Raw genomic sequence first — 19,275 nt, 5'->3', positions numbered from 1 at the left:
CGGGCCGTGGACTACCAGGCCCTCCTGGAGCGGATAGCGGCGGACGTCGCCCCCTTGCTGGGCAGCGGAACGCCCGCCGAGTACATCCCGGCGCTCGCGTCCGTGGATCCGGGGCAGTTCGGGATGGCCGTCGCCGATCTCGACGGGAACGTCTTCGGGGTGGGGGACTGGAAGGTTCCGTTCTCGGCCCAGTCGATCACCAAGGTCTTCGCGCTGGCCCTGGCGCTGGCCGAGGGCGGCGACAGCCTGTGGGAGCGGGTCGGCCGGGAGCCGTCGGGCAACCCGTTCAACTCCCTGGTGCAGCTGGAGTACGAGAACGGCGTTCCGCGCAATCCGTTCATCAACGCGGGCGCGCTGGTGGTCACGGACCGGCTGCAGACGCTGACGGGCGACGCGAGCAGCGAGCTGCTGAAGTTCCTCCAGGAGGAGAGCGGCAACCCGGAGCTCGGCTTCGACGCGGAGGTGGCGGCCTCGGAGCACGAGCACGGCGACCGCAACGCCGCGCTGGCGCACTTCATGGCCTCGTACGGGAACATCGACAACCCCGTGCCGGCCCTGCTGGACCACTACTTCTGGCAGTGCTCCATCGAGATGACCTGTGCCGACCTGGCGCGGGCCGCGCGGTTCCTGGCCCGGCACGGGCTGCGGGCCGACGGCTCGCGGCTGCTGACGCGGAGCGAGGCCAAGCAGGTCAACGCGGTGATGCTGACCTGCGGGACGTACGACGCGGCAGGCGAGTTCGCGTACCGCGTCGGCCTCCCCGGCAAGAGCGGTGTGGGCGGCGGCATCGTGGCGGTGGTCCCGGGCGTGTGCACCCTGGCCGTCTGGTCACCGGGCCTGGACCCGCACGGCAACTCCGTTGCGGGCGTGGCCGCCCTGGACCGCTTCACGACGCTGACCGGACTGTCCGTCTTCTGACCCGCCGGACTCCGTCCGCCGGGGCTACTCGGGACCGAGCGCCAGGACGTAGCGGCGGCCGTAGCGGACGCCGTCGGGGAGCAGGAAGCGGTCCGCCAGGGTCATGCCCAGGCGTTCCGCCACCGCGATCGAGCGGCGGTTCTCGTCGTTGATCATCGCCACCACGTGTCCGATCCCGGCCGCGCGCACCCGCTCCAGCGTGGCCAGGGCCGCGGCGTACGCGTAGCCCTTGCCCCACGCGGAGCGGCCCAGGCGCCAGCCGATCTCGATCTCGCCGACCGGGCCCCACGCCTTCTCCTGCGGCCACGGCTGCGCGCCGGTGAAGCCGATCACCGCGCCCTGCGCGTCCAGCAGCGTCCACAGGCAGAAGCCGAGCTGTGCGTCGTGCATCCGCTGGCGCGCCGTGAACTCCTCGTACAGGGACAGCTCGGCGGGGCCGCCGAGGAACTCCATGACGTCGGGGTCGTCGAAGGCCTCGTGCCAGGCCCGTGCGTCCTCGTCGGTCGGCACGCGCAGCCGCACGGCGGGGAGCGAGGCGGGCGGGGTGGGCGACGCGGGCGAGGTGGGCGACGTGGGCGAAGCGGTCATCGGGGCAGCCCTTCGGGTTCGTGATCTCTCTCGCTGCATAGACTGCACATGTCCCGTGCCGTTGGGCACCCCTTATCGAGCCTTCGGGAGACCCCGCAGTGACCGAGCCCCTCTCCGAACACTCCGCGGATGTGATCGTCGTCGGGGCCGGGCCCGCCGGCTCGACCACCGCCTACTACCTCGCCAAGGCCGGACTCGACGTCCTGCTGCTGGAGAAGACGGCGTTCCCGCGCGAGAAGGTCTGCGGTGACGGTCTGACCCCGCGCGCCACCAAGCAGCTGGTGGCGATGGGCATCGACGTCTCCGAAGAGGCCGGCTGGCTCCGCAACAAGGGCCTGCGGATCATCGGCGGCGGCCAGCGGCTCCAGCTGGACTGGCCGGATCTCGCCTCCTTCCCGGACTACGGACTCGTCCGCAAGCGCGACGACTTCGACGAGACCCTGGCCCGGCAGGCCCAGAAGGCCGGCGCCCGGCTGTACGAGCGCTGCAACGTCGGCGAGCCCGTCCGCGACCCCCGCACCGGCCACATCACCGGCGTGCAGGCGAAGCTGGGCGAGGAGAAGACCCCGGTCAGCTTCAGCGCCCCGCTCGTGGTCGCCGCCGACGGCAACTCCTCGCGGCTGTCCCTCGCGATGGGCCTGCACCGCCGCGAGGACCGCCCGATGGGCGTCGCCGTCCGTACGTACTTCACCTCGCCCCGGCACGACGACGACTACCTGGAGTCCTGGCTGGAGCTGTGGGACCGGCGCGGTGCGCAGGACCGGCTGCTGCCCGGCTACGGCTGGATCTTCGGCATGGGCGACGGCACGTCCAACGTCGGCCTCGGCATCCTCAACTCCTCCTCCGCCTTCCGGGAGCTGGACTGGCGCGAGGTCCTCAAGGCCTGGTGCGCGTCCATGCCGGAGGACTGGGGCTACACCCCCGAGAACATGACGCAGCCGATCCGCGGCGCGGCCCTGCCGATGGCCTTCAACCGGCAGCCGCACTACACCAAGGGCCTGCTGCTGGTCGGCGACGCGGGCGGGCTCGTCAACCCGTTCAACGGCGAGGGCATCGCGTACGCGATGGAATCCGGTCAGATCGCCGCCGACGTCATCGTGCAGGCGCACGCCCGGGCCACCCCGGCGCAGCGCGAGCTGGCGCTGCACAGCTACCCCAAGGTGCTCAAGGAGACGTACGGCGGGTACTACTCGCTGGGCCGCGCCTTCGTGAAGCTGATCGGCAACCCGAAGGTCATGAAGGTCGCCGCGCAGCGCGGGCTGACGCACCCGGTGCTGATGCGGTTCACGCTGAAGATGCTGGCCAACCTCACCGACCCGGCGGGCGGCGACGCGATGGACCGCATCATCAACGGCCTCTCGAAGGTGGCCCCCAAGGCCTGAGTCGCGCGCGGCGCTAGGGAGCGGGTCGGGCCGGGTTTCCACCGGTTCGGCCCGCTTCGTCGTTCCCGGCTCGGCCGGTACCGCCCCCGTACGCCGACCGCCGCGGGCCGTGGACCGTCCGTACGCAGCGGGCCACCAGCACGGAGCCCCACAGCAGGAGCGCGAACGCAACGGCCCAGCCGAGCCCCAGGATGACGGGATGTCCGGGTTTGTGCCAGGGGCGGGTGGTGTTCAGCAGCCAGCCGCCGACGGCGAGCAGGAAGAGCCCGGTGGCGGCCGGCACCGGGGTGGGGTCGGCGGCGCCGTCGTGCTCCTCGTACGCATCGGTCATCACGGTCCGCCACCTCCTGGCCTGAATCGGGCGCTGCGCACTGCCATCCTCTCAGGGCGCCGGCGAACGCGGAAAGGGCCGGCACTGCGCCCCGAGCGGGGGAGTGCCGGCCCTCGGGCCGTGCCGTGGACGCGCCGAGGCATGCCGGAGCGCGCTGAGAGGGGCTCAGGAGCCCCTGGGGAACCTCAGGGGACCTCGGGGGCCTCAGGGGCCTCAGAGGACGCGGCGGGCGCCCGTCGGCGGGTCGTAGCTCAGGGAGCGCTCGACGACGCCCGTGCCGGAGTTCTGGGCGCCCACGAACTTGCCGCCGCCGACGTAGATGGCGACGTGGTAGGCGCTGCCGCTGGCGCCCCAGTACAGGATGTCGCCGGGCTGCAGGGCGCTCAGGGAGACCGAACGGCCCCTCGTGGACTGGTCCTGCGACACGCGCGGCAGGGTGACGCCGGCCTGGCGGTAGGCGGCCTGGACGAGGCCGGAGCAGTCGAACGAGGACGGGCCGGTGCCGCCGCTGATGTACGCCTTGCCGACCTGCGCGCGGGCGAAGTTCACGATGGCGGCGGCGGAGCCGGTCGCCGGGGCGGTGACGGTGCCCGAGCCCAGCTCGGAACCCGAGTCCGACGCGGAGGCGTTCTGGAGCGTGTTGCGGGAGGAGCTGCGGGTGGCGCGCTCGGCGTCGGCCTTGCGGTCCGCCTCCTCCTTCGCCTTCTTCTCGGCGTCGGCCTTCTGGGCGTCTTCCTTGGCCTTCTTGGCCTCGGCGGCAGCGCCCGTACGGGCCTGCTCCTCCTGGGTGCGCAGCTCGCCGGTGACGGCGGCGGCGGCCGTGTTCTCGGCGGCGGTGGTGACGGCGGAGGAGACGTCGGCGGCCAGGTCCAGGTTCAGGACCGGCATTTCGAGCGTCGTCTCGGTCACGGGCTCGGACGGGGACGCGCTCGCCGTGCCGGCCATCGCCAGGGTGCTGAGGACGCCACCGGCAACTCCGGCGCGGACCGCGAGCTTCGAGGCGCTGCGGCGGGGCTTCCGGTGGCTGGGTATGTGAGCGGTGTGGGACATGAGGACAACCGCTATCAGGGGGCCCGGGTTCCCTTCAAGAAACGTGGTCTGCGCCACAGTTGTCCGCGAACCGGGCTAACCGGGCGCGCCGCGCGTCTTATTGACGCCGTAACGGACGTATCGGACACGCCGTCACAAGGCTGTGATCAAGGGGTTTCCGCAATAAGTCCGAATTGATCCACGGCCTACCATCCCCGTGTACAGATGGCCAAGCCCGCTTTTCGAACCAATAATTCGGAGTGGCGCAGGTCACAGAACCGTCTCGCTGTGAGGGCCCTGTGGTCCGTCCGTGACCTGTCCGTGAACTTCCCGTGCGGTGCCGCCCCCGCCGGGCCGGCCGTTCGCGCCCGCCGCTCGTGAATGCGTGCACGCGTCCCGCCCCTCTCCGCGTCCGTCCACTCCCGTCCCCGGGGCCTCCCCCGGCCGGGCGACGGCGATTTCCTTTACCGTGCAAGCCTTGATCCTGCAAATTTGCCTGCACCCACCATCGTTTGATAGTGACGCCCCCCTTCTACCTGCGGTAACGGGGTCGGATGTCACCTTTGGTGATCATGTGGATGCTTCGCGTATGAAGATCACGGCTCATCGGACTTCATGATCGTTCGTCAGGTGGTGGAGATCACAAACTCGTTGTTGTTACCCGTGTCGCAGATCACAGACCACCGGGCATAAGATGCGCAGCAGTCCGGCTTGTGAACTGCCTCACATGCGATCTCGTCGAGTTGGGCGATCTTCGCGGGGCCGCTCGCTCGGTGCCGGCACAGCGGTCCAACGGTCAAGGACGACTGGAAGGAGCGAGGAGCGTGAATGCGTACGCGCCCATCCTCGTGCTCGGCGCCCTCGGCGCAGGGTTTGCGATCTTCTCCGTGGTCATGGCCACGCTGATCGGCCCAAAACGGTACAACCGGGCGAAGCTGGAGGCGTACGAGTGCGGCATCGAGCCGACACCCACGCCGGCCGGCGGCGGTCGCTTCCCCATCAAGTACTACCTGACGGCGATGCTCTTCATCGTCTTCGACATCGAAGTTGTCTTCCTCTACCCCTGGGCCGTCACCTTCGACTCCCTGGGGATCTTCGGGCTCGTCGAGATGCTGCTCTTCGTGCTCACCGTCTTCGTCGCCTACGCCTACGTGTGGCGCCGCGGCGGCCTGGAATGGGACTGAGGGGCTGAATTTCCCATGGGACTGGAAGAGAAGCTGCCGAGCGGCTTTCTGCTGACCACCGTCGAACAGGCCGCGGGCTGGGTGCGCAAGTCATCCGTGTTCCCCGCGACCTTCGGCCTGGCCTGCTGCGCCATCGAGATGATGACCACCGGAGCGGGCCGGTACGACCTCGCCCGCTTCGGCATGGAGGTCTTCCGCGGATCACCGCGCCAGGCCGATCTGATGATCGTGGCCGGGCGTGTCAGCCAGAAGATGGCGCCGGTGCTGCGGCAGGTGTACGACCAGATGCCCGCTCCCAAATGGGTCATCTCCATGGGGGTTTGCGCATCTTCGGGCGGAATGTTCAATAACTACGCGATTGTCCAGGGCGTCGACCACATCGTCCCGGTGGACATCTACCTCCCCGGCTGCCCGCCGCGCCCCGAGATGCTGATGGACGCGATCCTCAAGCTCCACCAGAAGATCCAGGGCGGAAAGCTCGGCGTGAACCGGGAAGAGGCGGCGCGCGAGGCGGAGGCGGCGGCCCTCAAGGCCCTCCCCACGATCGAGATGAAGGGGCTGCTCCGGTGAGCGAGACCTCCCCAGGCACCGACGACAACGGCAACGGGAACAACGTTCCTGCCCCGCGGGGCACCGCCGGCGGCCCTGAGGTGATCGGCGTCCGCAAGGGCATGTTCGGCACCCGGGGCGGCGGCGACACCAGCGGCTACGGCGGCCTCGTCCGCACCGTGGCCATGCCCGGCGCGAGCCACCGCCCGTACGGCTCCTACTTCGACGAGGTCGTCGACGAGCTCGAAGGGGCCCTGGAGGAGCAGGACCTGCTCCCGGAGAACGCGATCGAGAAGGTCGTCGTCGACCGGGGCGAGCTCACGCTCCACATCGCCCGCGAGCACCTCGTCCGCGTCGCGAAGACCCTGCGCGACGATCCGGCCCTGCGCTTCGAGCTGTGCACCGGAGTCTGCGGAGTCCACTTCCCCGACGACAAGAGCCGCGAGCTGCACGCCGTCTACCACCTGCGCTCGATCACCCACGGCCGGGTGGTGCGCCTGGAGGTCACGGCCCCGGACGCCGACCCGCACGTCCCGTCCCTCGTATCCGTCTACCCGACGAACGACTGGCACGAGCGCGAGGCGTACGACTTCTTCGGCCTGGTCTTCGACGGGCACCCGGCGCTCACGCGGATCATGATGCCGGACGACTGGCAGGGCTTCCCGCAGCGCAAGGACTACCCGCTCGGCGGCATCCCCATCGAGTACAAGGGCGCCCAGATCCCGGCTCCCGACCAGCGGAGGTCGTACAGCTGATGTCCACGTCGAACAACGCCTCCTCGAACCCCGCGGCCTCCCGGGAGACCACCGAAGGCACCGTCTACACCGTCACCGGCGGCGACTGGGACGAGATCGTCCAGTCCGCGGCCAAGGCCGACGACGAGCGGATCGTCGTCAACATGGGGCCGCAGCACCCGTCCACCCACGGCGTGCTCCGGCTGATCCTGGAGATCGACGGCGAGACGGTCACCGAGGCCCGCTGCGGCATCGGATACCTGCACACCGGCATCGAGAAGAACCTCGAATTCCGGAACTGGACGCAGGGCACCACCTTCGTGACGCGCATGGACTACCTGACGCCGTTCTTCAACGAGACGGCGTACTGCCTCGGCGTCGAGAAACTGCTCGGCATCACCGACCAGATCCCGGACCGCGCCACCGTCATCCGCGTCCTGCTGATGGAGCTCAACCGGCTCTCCTCCCACCTGGTGTGCATCGCCACCGGCGGCATGGAGCTGGGCGCGACCACGATCATGATCTACGGGTTCCGGGACCGCGAGCTGATCCTCGACATCTTCGAGCTGATCACCGGTCTGCGCATGAACCACGCGTTCGTCCGCCCCGGCGGCCTCGCCCAGGACCTGCCCCCGGGCGCCGTGGACCAGCTGCGCGACTTCCTCAAGACCATGAAGAGGAACCTGCCGGAGTACGACAAGCTCGCCACCGGCAACCCCATCTTCAAGGCCCGCATGCAGGACGTCGGCTACCTCGACCTCACCGGCTGCATGGCACTGGGCGCCACCGGCCCGATCCTGCGCTCCGCCGGCCTGCCGCACGACCTGCGCAAGGCGGACCCGTACTGCGGCTACGAGACCTACGAGTTCGACGTGCCGACCACCGAGAGCTGCGACTCGTACGGCCGGTTCCTGATCCGCCTGGAGGAGATGCGCCAGTCCCTGCGGATCGTCGAGCAGTGCCTGGAGCGGCTGGAGCCGGGCCCCGTCATGGTCGCCGACAAGAAGATCGCCTGGCCGGCGCAGCTCGCGATGGGCCCGGACGGCCTCGGCAACTCGCTCGACCACATCAAGAACATCATGGGCACCTCCATGGAGGCCCTCATCCACCACTTCAAGCTGGTGACCGAGGGCTTCCGGGTGCCGGCCGGGCAGGCGTACGCGGCCGTCGAGTCCCCCAAGGGCGAGCTCGGCGTCCACGTCGTCTCCGACGGCGGCACCCGCCCCTACCGGGTCCACTTCCGCGACCCGTCCTTCACCAACCTGCAGGCCATGGCAGCGATGTGCGAGGGCGGCCAGGTCGCCGACGTCATCGTCGCCGTCGCCTCCATCGACCCCGTGATGGGAGGCGTCGACCGATGACCGCCAATGCGCCCGGTCAAGGGGTGGGTCTGGGCATGCCCCAGCTGCCGGCCCCCGATTTCCCGGCGGACGTACGCGCCCGGCTCGAAGCGGATGCGAAGGAGATCATCGCCCGCTACCCCGACAGCCGTTCCGCACTGCTGCCCCTGCTGCACCTGACCCAGGCGGAGGAGGGCTTCGTCTCGCGCACCGGCATCCGCTTCTGCGCCGAGGTGCTGGGCCTGACCACCGCCGAGGTCACCGCCGTGGCCACCTTCTACACGATGTACCGGCGCAAGGCCTCGGGCGACTACCAGGTCGGCGTCTGCACGAACACCCTGTGCGCGGTCATGGGCGGCGACGCGATCTTCGACGAGCTCAAGCAGCACCTCGGGGTCGGCAACAACGAGACCACCCCGGACGGCAAGGTCACGCTGGAGCACATCGAGTGCAACGCGGCCTGCGACTACGCCCCCGTGGTGATGGTCAACTGGGAGTTCTTCGACAACCAGACCCCCGAGTCCGCCAAGGCCATGGTCGACGACCTGATCGCCGGCCGGCCCGTCGCGCCGACCCGGGGCGCGCCGCTGTGCACGTACAAGGAGACGGCCCGGATCCTGGCCGGCTTCCCGGACGAGCGCGAGGGCGCGGTCGAGGCGAGCGGCGGCGCCGGCCCCGCCTCCCTGATCGGTCTGCGCATCGCGCGCGGCGAGACCCCGCAGCTCGGCAAGGTCGTGCACCCGCGTGGTGAGGCCTCTGCCGCCACAGAGGAGGGGGAGTGATGACCGTGACTGCAGAAATGCATGAGAACGGCGCCCCGGAGAAGCTGCTGGCGCCCGTGCTGTCGGCCTTCTGGGACGAGCCGCAGTCGTGGACGCTGGAGACCTACCGGCGGCACGAGGGGTACGAGGGCCTGCGCAAGGCGCTCGCGATGACCCCGGACGACCTCATCGCATACGTGAAGGACTCCGGTCTGCGCGGCCGCGGCGGCGCGGGCTTCCCCACCGGCATGAAGTGGCAGTTCATCCCGCAGGGCGACGGAAAGCCGCACTACCTCGTCGTGAACGCGGACGAGTCGGAGCCGGGAACCTGCAAGGACATCCCCCTTCTCTTCGCCAACCCGCACTCCCTCATCGAGGGAATGATCATCGCCTGCTACGCGATCCGGTCGGAGCACGCCTTCATCTACCTGCGCGGCGAGGTCGTGCCGGTCCTGCGGCGCCTGCACGAGGCGGTGCGCGAGGCGTACGAGGCCGGCTACCTCGGGGAGGACATCCTCGGGAGCGGACTGAAGCTCGACATCACGGTGCACGCGGGCGCGGGCGCGTACATCTGCGGTGAGGAGACTGCACTCCTCGACTCCCTCGAAGGCCGGCGCGGCCAGCCCCGGCTGCGTCCCCCCTTCCCCGCCGTCGAGGGTCTCTACGCGTGCCCCACTGTCGTCAACAACGTGGAATCCATCGCCTCGGTTCCCGCGATCCTGAACCGGGGCAAGGACTGGTTCAAGGCGATGGGCACCGAGAAGTCCCCCGGCTTCACCCTGTACTCGCTCTCCGGGCACGTCGCCGGCCCCGGCCAGTACGAGGCCCCGCTCGGCATCACCCTGCGCCAACTGCTCGACATGAGCGGCGGCATGCGCCCCGGGCACCGGCTGAAGTTCTGGACCCCGGGCGGCTCCTCCACCCCCATGTTCACGGACGAGCACCTGGACGTGCCGCTGGACTACGAGGGTGTCGGCGCGGCCGGCTCCATGCTCGGGACCAAGGCGCTGCAGTGCTTCGACGAGACGACCTGCGTGGTGCGGGCCGTCACCCGCTGGACCGAGTTCTACGCCCACGAGTCCTGCGGCAAGTGCACCCCCTGCCGCGAAGGCACGTACTGGCTGGTGCAGTTGCTCCGCGACATCGAGGCCGGCAAGGGCGTCATGTCGGACCTCGACAAGCTGAACGACATCGCCGACAACATCAACGGCAAGTCGTTCTGCGCGCTCGGCGACGGCGCCGCCAGCCCGATCTTCTCCTCGCTCAAGTACTTCCGCGAGGAGTACGAGCAGCACATCACGGGCAAGGGCTGCCCCTTCGACCCCAGGAAGTCGACCCTCTGGGCTGACACGGAGGTGAACGCATGACCGTCACCACTAATGCTCCGACCGGTGGCGGAGAGGCAGCGGTGCCGCCGGAGGACCTGATCTCCCTGACCATCGACGGCATCGAACTGTCGGTGCCCAAGGGGACCCTGGTCATCCGGGCCGCCGAGCAGATCGGCATCGAGATCCCCCGGTTCTGCGACCACCCCCTCCTCGACCCGGTCGGCGCCTGCCGCCAGTGCATCGTCGAGGTCGAGGGCCAGCGCAAGCCGATGGCCTCCTGCACCATCACCTGCACGGACGGCATGGTCGTCAAGACGCAGCTGACCTCCCCGGTCGCCGAGAAGTCCCAGCGCGGGGTGATGGAGCTGCTGCTCATCAACCACCCGCTGGACTGCCCGGTCTGCGACAAGGGCGGCGAGTGCCCGCTGCAGAACCAGGCGATGTCCCACGGGCAGAGCGACTCGCGTTTCGAGGGCAGGAAGCGCACGTACGAGAAGCCGGTCCCGATCTCCACCCAGGTCCTGCTGGACCGCGAGCGGTGCGTCCTGTGCGCGCGCTGCACCCGCTTCTCCACACAGGTCGCGGGCGACCCGATGATCGAGCTCCTGGAGCGCGGCGCGCTCCAGCAGGTGGGCATCGGCGAGGGCGACCCCTTCGAGTCGTACTTCTCCGGCAACACCATCCAGATCTGCCCCGTCGGCGCCCTCACCTCGGCCGCCTACCGGTTCCGCTCCCGCCCGTTCGACCTCGTCTCCTCCCCGAGCGTGTGCGAGCACTGCGCGGGCGGCTGCGCGACCCGGACCGACCACCGACGCGGCAAGGTGCTGCGCCGGATGGCCGCCGAGGACCCCGAGGTCAACGAGGAGTGGATCTGCGACAAGGGCCGCTTCGGGTTCCGCTACGCGCAGCGCCCGGACCGGCTCACCACCCCGCTGGTGCGCGGTGCCGACGGGATCCTCGCCCCGGCGAGCTGGCCCGAGGCCCTGGAGGCCGCGGCCGCCGGGCTCGCCGCCGCGCGCGGCCGGGCCGGAGTCCTGACCGGCGGGCGGCTCACCGTCGAGGACGCGTACGCGTACGCCAAGTTCGCCCGCGTCGTCCTCGACACCAACGACATCGACTTCCGGGCCCGGATCCACAGCGCGGAGGAGGCCGAGTTCCTGGCCGCCACCGTGGCCGGCACCGGCAAGGACCTCGACGGCCGCGGTGTGACGTACGCGAAGCTGGAGGCGGCGCCCGCCGTCCTGCTCGTCGGCATCGAGTCCGAGGAGGAGGCCCCCGGCGTCTTCCTGCGGCTGCGCAAGGCGCACCGCAAGCACAAGCAGCGGACCTTCGCCCTCGCCCCGTTCGCCACCCGCGGCCTGGAGAAGGCGGGCGGCACCCTGCTGGCCGCCGCCCCCGGCACCGAGCCCGAGTGGCTCGATGCGCTCGCCTCCCGGACGGGCCTGGAGGCCGGTGGGGCCGAGGCCGCCGACGCGCTGCGCCGGTCCGGCGCGGTCATCGTCGTCGGGGAGCGGCTCGCCGGGGTGCCCGGCGCGCTGACCGCCGCCGTACGGGCCGCCGCCGCCACCGGAGCGCAGCTCGTGTGGATCCCGCGGCGGGCCGGTGAGCGGGCCGCCGTCGAGGCGGGCGCCCTGCCGTCGCTGCTGCCGGGGGCCCGTCCGGCCACCGACCCGCGGGCCCGCGACGAGGTCGCCACCGCCTGGGGGCTGGACGAACTCCCGCACCGCTACGGACGCGACACCGGCCAGATCGTCGAAGCCGCCGCCGGGGGCGAGCTCTCCGCCCTGCTGGTCGGGGGCGTCGAGGTCGCCGACCTGCCGGACCCGGCCCGGGCGCTGGTCGCCCTCCAGGAGGCCTTCGTGGTCTCGCTGGAACTCCGGCCCGGCCAGGTCACCGACCACGCGGACGTGGTCCTGCCCGTAGCGGCCGTCGCCGAGAAGGCCGGCGCGTTCATCAACTGGGAAGGCAGGGTCCGGCCGTTCGAGGCCGCCCTCAAGCCCGACCAGATGACCCGCCGGCTCGCCCCCGCCGACGCCCGCGTGCTGCACATGCTGGCCGACGCGGCCGACCGGCCGATCGCGCTGCCCGACGTACACGCCGTACGCCGCGAGCTCGACGCGCTGGGCCCGTGGGCCGGGGAGCGCGCCACCGCGCAGTCCGCGGACGCCGCGCCGCCGCCCCGCCCCGCAGCGGGCGAGGCGGTCCTCGCGGGCCACCGGCTCCTGCTCGACCTGGGCCGGCTCCAGGAGGGCGACGACGCCCTGGCCGGCACCCGGCACGAGGCGAGCGCCCGGCTGTCGGCCGCCACGGCCGCCGAGACCGGCGTCAAGGACGGCGACGTCCTCGCGGTGACCGGCCCGGCCGGCTCCGTGGAACTCCCGCTGCGGATCACCGAGATGCCCGACCGGGTGGTCTGGCTCCCGCTGAACTCCACCGGGCACGGCGTCCTCGCCGACACCGGAGCCCACCCGGGCACCCTCGTACGGATCGGCCCGGCGACGCCGGCCGACGGCAGCGGCACCCCTGCGGAGGTGGGCGCGTGAACGCGGTACAGCTCGCGGCCGAGGACCTCTCCCTGTTCGGCAGGGACGTCTGGTGGCTCGTCGTCGTCAAGGCGGTGTTCTGCTTCGCCTTCCTGATGGTGACCGTGCTCTTCTCCATCGTGTGGGAGCGCAAGGTCGTCGCCTGGATGCAGCTGCGCATCGGCCCCAACCGGCACGGCCCCTGGGGCATGCTCCAGTCGCTCGCCGACGGCGTGAAGCTCATGCTCAAGGAAGACATCATCGTCAAGCGGGCCGACAAGGTGGTGTACGTCCTGGCTCCGATCATCGCGGCGATCCCGGCCTTCATGGCCATCGCGGTGATCCCGTTCGGCCCGGCCGACGACGAGGTCTCGATCTTCGGCCAGCGCACCACGATGCAGCTGACCGACCTGCCGATCGCGATGCTCTACATCCTCGCGGTCGCCTCGGTCGGCATCTACGGCATCGTCCTGGCCGGCTGGTCCTCCGGCTCCACGTACCCGCTGCTCGGCGGCCTGCGCTCCTGCGCGCAGATGATCTCGTACGAGATCGCGATGGGCGCGGCCTTCGCCTCGGTCTTCCTCTACTCCGGGTCGATGTCGACCTCGGCGATCGTGGAGGCGCAGGCGGACCGCTGGTACATCGTGCTGCTGCCGGTGTCGTTCATCATCTACGTCATCACGATGGTCGGCGAGACGAACCGCGCGCCGTTCGACATGCCGGAGTCCGAGGGCGACCTCGTCGGCGGCTTCAACACCGAGTACTCCTCCATCAAGTTCGCGCTGTTCATGCTGGCCGAGTACGTCAACATGGTCACCGTCTCGGCGGTCTCGGTCACCCTCTTCCTGGGCGGCTGGCGGGCCCCGTACCCGATCAGCCACTTCTGGGAGGGCGCGAACCACGGCTGGTGGCCGATGCTCTGGTTCGTCATCAAGGTCCAGCTGCTGCTCTTCTTCTTCATCTGGCTGCGCGGCACGCTGCCCCGCGTCCGCTACGACCAGCTGATGAAGCTCGGCTGGAAGGTCCTCATCCCGGTCTCCGTGGTCTGGCTGATGCTGGTCGCGACCGTCCGGGCGCTGCGCAACGAGAACTACGACTTCTCGGAGATCGTGCTGTACGTCGGCGGCGGGGTCGTCGCGATCCTGCTGCTGTCCTTCGTTGCGGACCTCTTCCGCGACCGGAAGGAGAAGGCGGCCGCCGGGCAGGCCGAAGAGGCCGCCGGGGCGGAGCCGTTCGACCCGCTGGCGGGCGGGTTCCCCGTACCGCCCAAGCCCGGCCAGCACCTGGCACCCGTACCGCGCAGGCGGCCTCGCAGCGAGCGGGAGCTGATCGTCAGTGGCGGGACGAACACCGACAGTGACCGAGAGGAGGGTGCTGAGAATGTCTGACAAGTCTGATGCCGAACAGGGCGAGAAGTGGCAGAACCCGGTGGCCGGCTTCGGCGTGACCTTCAAGGCCATGTTCAAGAAGCGCCTCACCGAGCAGTACCCGGAGCAGCAGAAGACCACCGCCCCGCGCTTCCACGGACGCCACCAGCTGAACCGGCACCCGGACGGCCTGGAGAAGTGCATCGGCTGCGAACTGTGCGCCTGGGCCTGTCCCGCCGACGCCATCTACGTGGAGGGCGCGGACAACACCGAGGAGGAGCGCTACTCCCCGGGTGAGAGGTACGGGCGGGTCTACCAGATCAACTACGCCCGCTGCATCCTGTGCGGGCTGTGCATCGAGGCGTGCCCGACGCGGGCGCTGACGATGACGAACGAGTTCGAACTGGCCGACTCCAGCCGTGAATCGCTCATCTACACCAAGGAGCAGCTGCTCGCGGGCCTGACCGAGGGCATGGTGGAGACGCCGCACTCGATCTTCCCGGGCACGGACGAGCAGGACTACTACCGCGGGCTGGTGACGGGGGCGGCTCCGGGGACGGTCCGGCAGGTCGCGGTCTCCAAGGGCGAGACCGCCGCCGCGCCCGACGCCGAGGAGGTGCAGGCATGAGCGCCCTCGCAGCGGCCACCTCGACCTCCACCGGCGAGGCGTTCCAGTTCTGGGTCCTCGGCACCGTCGCCGTCATCGGCGCGCTGTCCACGATCCTGATGAAGAAGGCCGTGCACAGCGCGCTGAGCCTGGCCGGGACGATGATCGTCCTGGCGGTCTTCTACCTCGCCAACGGGGCGTACTTCCTGGGTGTGGTCCAGGTCATCGTCTACACCGGCGCGATCATGATGCTCTTCCTCTTCGTGGTCATGCTCGTCGGCGTCACCGCCGCCGACTCCCTGAAGGAGACCCTCAAGGGGCAGCGGTGGATGGCCGTCCTGTGCGGGCTCGGCTTCGGCGTCCTGCTGATCGCGGGCCTCGCCAACGCCAAGCTCACCCACTTCAACGGGCTCGGCCGGGTCAACTCCGCCGGGCACGTGGAGGGGCTGGCCACGCTGATCTTCACCAAGTACGTGTTCGCCTTCGAGATCACCGGCGCGCTGCTGATCACAGCCGCCGTCGGTGCGATGGTCCTCACCCACCGCGAGCGCACCGAGCGGGCCGCCACGCAGCGCGAGCTGGCCGAGCGGCGCGTGCGCGAGGGCGTCCAGCTCCCGCCGCTGCCCGCGCCCGGCGTCTACGCCCGGCACAACGCAGTGGACGTCGCCGGCCTGCTGCCGGACGGCACCCCGTCCGAGCTGACCGTCAGCAAGACGCTGCGCGCCCGCGGCCAGATCCGGGACGTGTCGAGCGAGGCGCTGAACGACCTGAAGGCGCTGGAGCAGGCGTCGGCGGAGCGCCTCGGCCGCGAGGAGGCATCGAAGTGAATCCGGTCAACTACCTGTACCTGGCCGCCCTGCTGTTCACCATCGGCGCGGCCGGAGTGCTCATCCGGAAGAACGCGATCGTGCTGTTCATGTGCGTCGAGCTGATGCTCAACGCCTGCAACCTCGCGTTCGTGGCCTTCTCCCGGATGCACGGCAACCTCGACGGCCAGATCATCGCCTTCTTCACGATGGTCGTCGCCGCCGCGGAGGTCGTGGTGGGCCTCGCGATCATCGTGTCGCTGTTCCGTACCCGCCACTCGGCCTCGGTCGACGACGCCAGCCTGATGAAGCTGTAAGGGGCGCTCACAGTGGAGAATCTGATTGGGCTGCTGATCGCGGCGCCCCTGCTCGGAGCGGCGGTGCTGCTGTGCGGCGGCCGGCGCCTCGACAAGGCCGGCCACTGGCTCGGCACCCTGCTCGCCGCCGCCTCCTTCGGCATCGGCGTGGCCCTGTTCGCCGACATGCTCGGACGCGGCGCCGACGACCGGACCCTGTCCCAGAAGCTGTACACCTGGATCCCGGTGGAGGGCTTCCAGGCGGACGTCGCCTTCCAGCTGGACCAGCTGTCGATGACGTTCGTCCTGCTGATCACCGGAGTGGGCACGCTCATCCACGTGTACTCGATCGGGTACATGGAGCACGACGAGCGCCGCCGCCGCTTCTTCGGCTACCTGAACCTGTTCCTCGCGGCGATGCTGCTGCTCGTCCTCGCCGACAACTACCTGCTGCTGTACGTCGGGTGGGAGGGCGTCGGCCTCGCCTCGTACCTGCTCATCGGCTTCTGGCAGCACAAGCCCAGCGCGGCGACCGCCGCGAAGAAGGCCTTCCTGGTCAACCGGGTCGGCGACATGGGCCTGTCGATCGCGATCATGCTGCTGTTCACCACGTTCGGGACCTTCACCTTCGGGCCGGTCTTCGCCTCGGTGGGGAACGCGACGGAGGGCAAGCTGACGGCGGTCGCCCTGATGCTGCTGCTCGCCGCGTGCGGCAAGTCGGCCCAGGTGCCGCTGCAGTCCTGGCTCGGGGACGCGATGGAGGGCCCGACCCCGGTCTCGGCCCTGATCCACGCGGCGACCATGGTCACCGCCGGCGTGTACCTCATCACCCGCTCCGGTGCGGTCTTCAACGCCGCGCCGGACGCCCAGACCGCGGTCGTCGTGGTCGGCGGGGTCACGCTCCTCTTCGGTGCGATCGTCGGTTGCGCGAAGGACGACATCAAGAAGGCCCTCGCCGGCTCGACGATGTCGCAGATCGGGTACATGATCCTGGCCGCGGGCCTCGGCCCCATCGGCTACGCCTTCGCGATCATGCACCTGGTGACGCACGGCTTCTTCAAGGCCGGCCTCTTCCTCGGCGCGGGTTCCGTGATGCACGGAATGAACGACGAGGTGGACATGCGGCGCTACGGCGGCCTGCGCAAGTTCATGCCGATCACCTTCGTCACCTTCGGCCTCGGCTACCTCGCCATCATCGGCTTCCCGGGCCTGTCCGGCTTCTGGTCCAAGGACAAGATCATCGAGGCGGCCTTCGCCAAGGGCGGCACCGAGGGCTGGATCCTCGGCGCGGTCACCCTGCTGGGCGCGGCCATCACCGCGTTCTACATGACCCGCGTGATGCTGCTGACCTTCTTCGGCGAGAAGCGCTGGCAGCCGGACGCCGAGGGCCACGAGCCGCACCCGCACGAGTCCCCGAAGTCCATGACCCTCCCGATGGTCGTCCTGGCCTTCGGATCCGTCTTCGCCGGCGCCCTCTTCAGCTTCAACGAGTCCTTCGTGAAGTGGCTGGAGCCCGTCACCTCCTTCGAGCACGGGAACCCGCCGATCGGAGCCGCCGCCATCACCGCCTCGACGGTGGTGGTCCTGCTCATCGGCGTGGGCCTCGCCTACGTCCAGTACGGCAGGAAGCCCGTCCCGGTCGCCGCCCCGCGCGGCAGCTGGATCACCCGGGCGGCGCGCAAGGACCTGTACCAGGACGACTTCAACCACGTCGTGCTGGTGCGCGGCGGGGAGCACCTGACCCGCTCGCTCGTGTACGTCGACCACAGCCTGGTCGACGGGGTGGTCAACGGGACGGCCGCCTCGGTCGGCGGGTCCTCGGGCCGGCTGCGCAAGCTGCAGAACGGCTACGCCCGCAGCTACGCGGTCTCGATGTTCGGGGGCACGGCGATCCTCATCGCCGCGACCCTGCTGATGAGGGCGGTGTGAGATGAGTTTCCCGCTTCTGACGGTGACGGCCGCGGTCCCCGCGGTCGGCGCCGTCCTGACGGCGGCCGTCCCGGCCGCCCGCAGGACCGCCGCCAAGTGGCTGGCGCTGCTCTTCTCCCTGGCGACGCTGGCGTTGGCCGCGCTCGTCGCGGTCCGCTTCGAGCCCGGTGGCGCCCGCTACCAGCTCACCGAGTCGCATGCCTGGATCCCCGACTTCGGCGTCCGCTACGAACTGGGCGTCGACGGCATCGGGGTGGCGCTGATCGCGCTCACCGCCCTGCTGATCCCCTTCGTGATCGGGGCCGGCTGGCACGACGCCGACCCGCTGGAGACCGAGTCCCCGGCGAACTCGCGGTGGCGGCCGACGCAGGGCTTCTTCGCCCTGATCCTGCTGGTCGAGGCGATGGTGGTCATCTCCTTCGAGGCCACCGACGTCTTCCTCTTCTACATCTTCTTCGAAGCCATGCTCATCCCGATGTACTTCCTCATCGGCGGCTTCGGGGACCGGGCACACGCCGGGTCCGATGAGAACGCGGCCGCGCAGCGCTCGTACGCGGCGGTCAAGTTCCTCCTCTACAACCTGGTCGGCGGCCTCATCATGCTGGCCGCCGTCATCGGCCTGTACGTGGTCGCCGGGAACTTCTCGCTGCAGGAGATCACCGCGGCCCGTGCCGCGGGCACGCTCGACATGGCGACCAACACCGAGCGGCTGCTGTTCCTCGGCTTCTTCTTCGCCTTCGCGGTGAAGGCCCCGCTGTGGCCGCTGCACACCTGGTTGCCCAACGCGATGGGCGAGTCCACCGCCCCGGTCGCCGTACTGATCACCGCGGTCGTCGACAAGGTCGGCACCTTCGCGATGCTCCGCTTCTGCCTCGGGCTGTTCCCCGACGCCAGCAAGTGGGCCACGCCGGTGATCCTCGTCCTCGCCCTGATCAGCATCGTCTACGGCGCTCTGGTCGCGGTCGGGCAGCGGGACATCAAGCGGCTGGTCGCGTACGCGTCGATCTCCCACTTCGGGTTCATCATCATGGGCATCTTCGCGATGACCTCCCAGGGGCAGTCGGGCGCGACGCTGTACATGGTCAACCACGGGATCTCGACGGCCGCGCTGATGCTCGTGGCCGGCTTCCTGATCTCGCGCCGCGGCTCCCGGCTCATCGCCGACTACGGCGGTGTGCAGAAGGTGGCCCCGGTACTGGCCGGCACCTTCCTGATCGGCGGCCTCGCCACCCTGTCGCTGCCGGGCCTCGCGCCCTTCGTCAGTGAATTCCTGGTTCTGGTCGGCACGTTCGCCCGGTACCCGGTCATCGGCATCATCGCCACCATCGGCATCGTGCTGGCCGCGCTCTACACCCTGGTGCTCTACCAGCGCACGATGACCGGCCCCGTGAAGGAGGAGGTCCGCACCATGAAGGACCTGCGCCTGCGCGAGGTGCTGGTGGTCGCCCCGCTGATCGTGCTGCTGATCGGGCTGGGCGTGTACCCGAAGCCGCTCACCCAGATCGTCAACCCGGCGGTGGAGCACACCATGTCCGACGTACACCAGAAGGACCCGAAGCCACAGGTGGCCGTCGAGGCCAAGAACGGGGAGGCGGCGAAGTGAG

At 70.0% G+C, this 19,275-nt stretch carries 18 protein-coding genes; 15 read left to right on the top strand and 3 right to left on the bottom strand.

Annotation, left to right across the window (positions count from 1 at the left end; genetic code table 11):
* Positions 1 to 6: 6 nt before the first annotated feature.
* Positions 7 to 918 (top strand): glutaminase, encoded by a 912-nt coding sequence (locus tag ACIBAD_RS08735; RefSeq protein WP_208329001.1) that lies wholly within the window; start codon positions 7 to 9, stop codon positions 916 to 918.
* Positions 919 to 942: 24 nt separating this feature from the next.
* Here the strand turns inward: ACIBAD_RS08735 and ACIBAD_RS08730 are convergent, their stop codons facing one another.
* The gene (locus tag ACIBAD_RS08730) at positions 943 to 1,506 is read right to left on the bottom strand and encodes a GNAT family N-acetyltransferase (protein WP_398905390.1); all 564 of its coding nucleotides are present in this window, start codon (positions 1,504 to 1,506) and stop codon (positions 943 to 945) included.
* A gap of 98 nt (positions 1,507 to 1,604) precedes the next feature.
* Here ACIBAD_RS08730 and ACIBAD_RS08725 point away from each other — a divergent pair, with 98 nt between their 5' ends.
* The gene (locus ACIBAD_RS08725; RefSeq protein WP_134072149.1) at positions 1,605 to 2,888 is read left to right on the top strand and encodes a geranylgeranyl reductase family protein; all 1,284 of its coding nucleotides are present in this window, start codon (positions 1,605 to 1,607) and stop codon (positions 2,886 to 2,888) included.
* Between the two features lie 13 nt (positions 2,889 to 2,901).
* Here the strand turns inward: ACIBAD_RS08725 and ACIBAD_RS08720 are convergent, their stop codons facing one another.
* Together ACIBAD_RS08720 and ACIBAD_RS08715 are read right to left on the bottom strand one after the other, a co-directional pair.
* A complete protein-coding gene (locus ACIBAD_RS08720; RefSeq protein ID WP_134072147.1) occupies positions 2,902 to 3,219 on the bottom strand; it encodes a hypothetical protein in 318 nt (105 codons plus the stop codon).
* Positions 3,220 to 3,432: 213 nt separating this feature from the next.
* Complete coding sequence (locus ACIBAD_RS08715) at positions 3,433 to 4,269, bottom strand: C40 family peptidase (RefSeq protein WP_134072145.1); 837 nt, start codon at positions 4,267 to 4,269, stop codon at positions 3,433 to 3,435.
* An 803-nt stretch (positions 4,270 to 5,072) separates the two neighbouring features.
* On the opposite strand from ACIBAD_RS08715, the gene ACIBAD_RS08710 reads away from it, so the two are divergent.
* From ACIBAD_RS08710 to ACIBAD_RS08650, 13 genes are read left to right on the top strand one after another with little or no spacing between them, the layout of a single operon-like run.
* On the top strand, positions 5,073 to 5,432 hold the full coding sequence (locus ACIBAD_RS08710; RefSeq protein ID WP_030028256.1) for an NADH-quinone oxidoreductase subunit A: 360 nt from the start codon (positions 5,073 to 5,075) through the stop codon (positions 5,430 to 5,432).
* 15 nt (positions 5,433 to 5,447) lie between these two features.
* A complete protein-coding gene (locus ACIBAD_RS08705) occupies positions 5,448 to 6,002 on the top strand; it encodes an NADH-quinone oxidoreductase subunit B family protein (RefSeq protein ID WP_030028258.1) in 555 nt (184 codons plus the stop codon).
* Positions 5,999 to 6,736 (top strand): NADH-quinone oxidoreductase subunit C, encoded by a 738-nt coding sequence (locus ACIBAD_RS08700; RefSeq protein WP_134072143.1) that lies wholly within the window; start codon positions 5,999 to 6,001, stop codon positions 6,734 to 6,736. The genes ACIBAD_RS08705 and ACIBAD_RS08700 overlap by 4 nt, the downstream gene beginning before the upstream one ends.
* Entirely contained in the window at positions 6,736 to 8,076 is a 1,341-nt protein-coding gene (locus tag ACIBAD_RS08695) for an NADH-quinone oxidoreductase subunit D (protein ID WP_134072141.1), read from the top strand. The genes ACIBAD_RS08700 and ACIBAD_RS08695 overlap by 1 nt, the downstream gene beginning before the upstream one ends.
* Positions 8,073 to 8,837 carry an NADH-quinone oxidoreductase subunit NuoE gene (nuoE, locus tag ACIBAD_RS08690; protein WP_053693695.1) on the top strand — a complete coding sequence of 255 codons (765 nt, stop codon included), beginning with the start codon at positions 8,073 to 8,075 and terminating at the stop codon, positions 8,835 to 8,837. Before ACIBAD_RS08695 ends, nuoE begins: the two co-directional genes overlap by 4 nt.
* The gene (gene nuoF / locus ACIBAD_RS08685) at positions 8,837 to 10,183 is read left to right on the top strand and encodes an NADH-quinone oxidoreductase subunit NuoF (RefSeq protein ID WP_134072139.1); all 1,347 of its coding nucleotides are present in this window, start codon (positions 8,837 to 8,839) and stop codon (positions 10,181 to 10,183) included. The genes nuoE and nuoF overlap by 1 nt, the downstream gene beginning before the upstream one ends.
* Complete coding sequence (locus ACIBAD_RS08680) at positions 10,180 to 12,687, top strand: NADH-quinone oxidoreductase subunit G (protein WP_134072137.1); 2,508 nt, start codon at positions 10,180 to 10,182, stop codon at positions 12,685 to 12,687. Before nuoF ends, ACIBAD_RS08680 begins: the two co-directional genes overlap by 4 nt.
* Entirely contained in the window at positions 12,684 to 14,054 is a 1,371-nt protein-coding gene (gene nuoH / locus ACIBAD_RS08675) for an NADH-quinone oxidoreductase subunit NuoH (protein WP_134072135.1), read from the top strand. Before ACIBAD_RS08680 ends, nuoH begins: the two co-directional genes overlap by 4 nt.
* Positions 14,047 to 14,661 carry an NADH-quinone oxidoreductase subunit NuoI gene (nuoI, locus tag ACIBAD_RS08670; protein ID WP_398905384.1) on the top strand — a complete coding sequence of 205 codons (615 nt, stop codon included), beginning with the start codon at positions 14,047 to 14,049 and terminating at the stop codon, positions 14,659 to 14,661. The genes nuoH and nuoI overlap by 8 nt, the downstream gene beginning before the upstream one ends.
* Positions 14,658 to 15,467, top strand: coding sequence for an NADH-quinone oxidoreductase subunit J (locus tag ACIBAD_RS08665; protein ID WP_134072131.1), 810 nt, complete (start codon positions 14,658 to 14,660; stop codon positions 15,465 to 15,467). The genes nuoI and ACIBAD_RS08665 overlap by 4 nt, the downstream gene beginning before the upstream one ends.
* Positions 15,464 to 15,763: an NADH-quinone oxidoreductase subunit NuoK gene (gene nuoK, locus ACIBAD_RS08660; protein ID WP_030864698.1), complete on the top strand. Its 300-nt coding sequence runs from the start codon at positions 15,464 to 15,466 to the stop codon at positions 15,761 to 15,763. The genes ACIBAD_RS08665 and nuoK overlap by 4 nt, the downstream gene beginning before the upstream one ends.
* 12 nt (positions 15,764 to 15,775) lie before the next feature.
* Entirely contained in the window at positions 15,776 to 17,671 is a 1,896-nt protein-coding gene (gene nuoL, locus ACIBAD_RS08655; protein WP_134072128.1) for an NADH-quinone oxidoreductase subunit L, read from the top strand.
* Between the two features lies 1 nt (position 17,672).
* Positions 17,673 to 19,274 (top strand): NADH-quinone oxidoreductase subunit M, encoded by a 1,602-nt coding sequence (locus ACIBAD_RS08650; RefSeq protein ID WP_134072126.1) that lies wholly within the window; start codon positions 17,673 to 17,675, stop codon positions 19,272 to 19,274.
* Position 19,275 lies beyond the last annotated feature (1 nt).

It is taken from the genome of Streptomyces sp. NPDC051109 (assembly GCF_044455885.1).
In the GTDB taxonomy this organism is placed as follows: domain Bacteria; phylum Actinomycetota; class Actinomycetes; order Streptomycetales; family Streptomycetaceae; genus Streptomyces.
The sequence above is the reverse complement of the archived record's forward strand: the minus strand, read 5'-3'. Positions and strand labels throughout refer to the sequence as shown.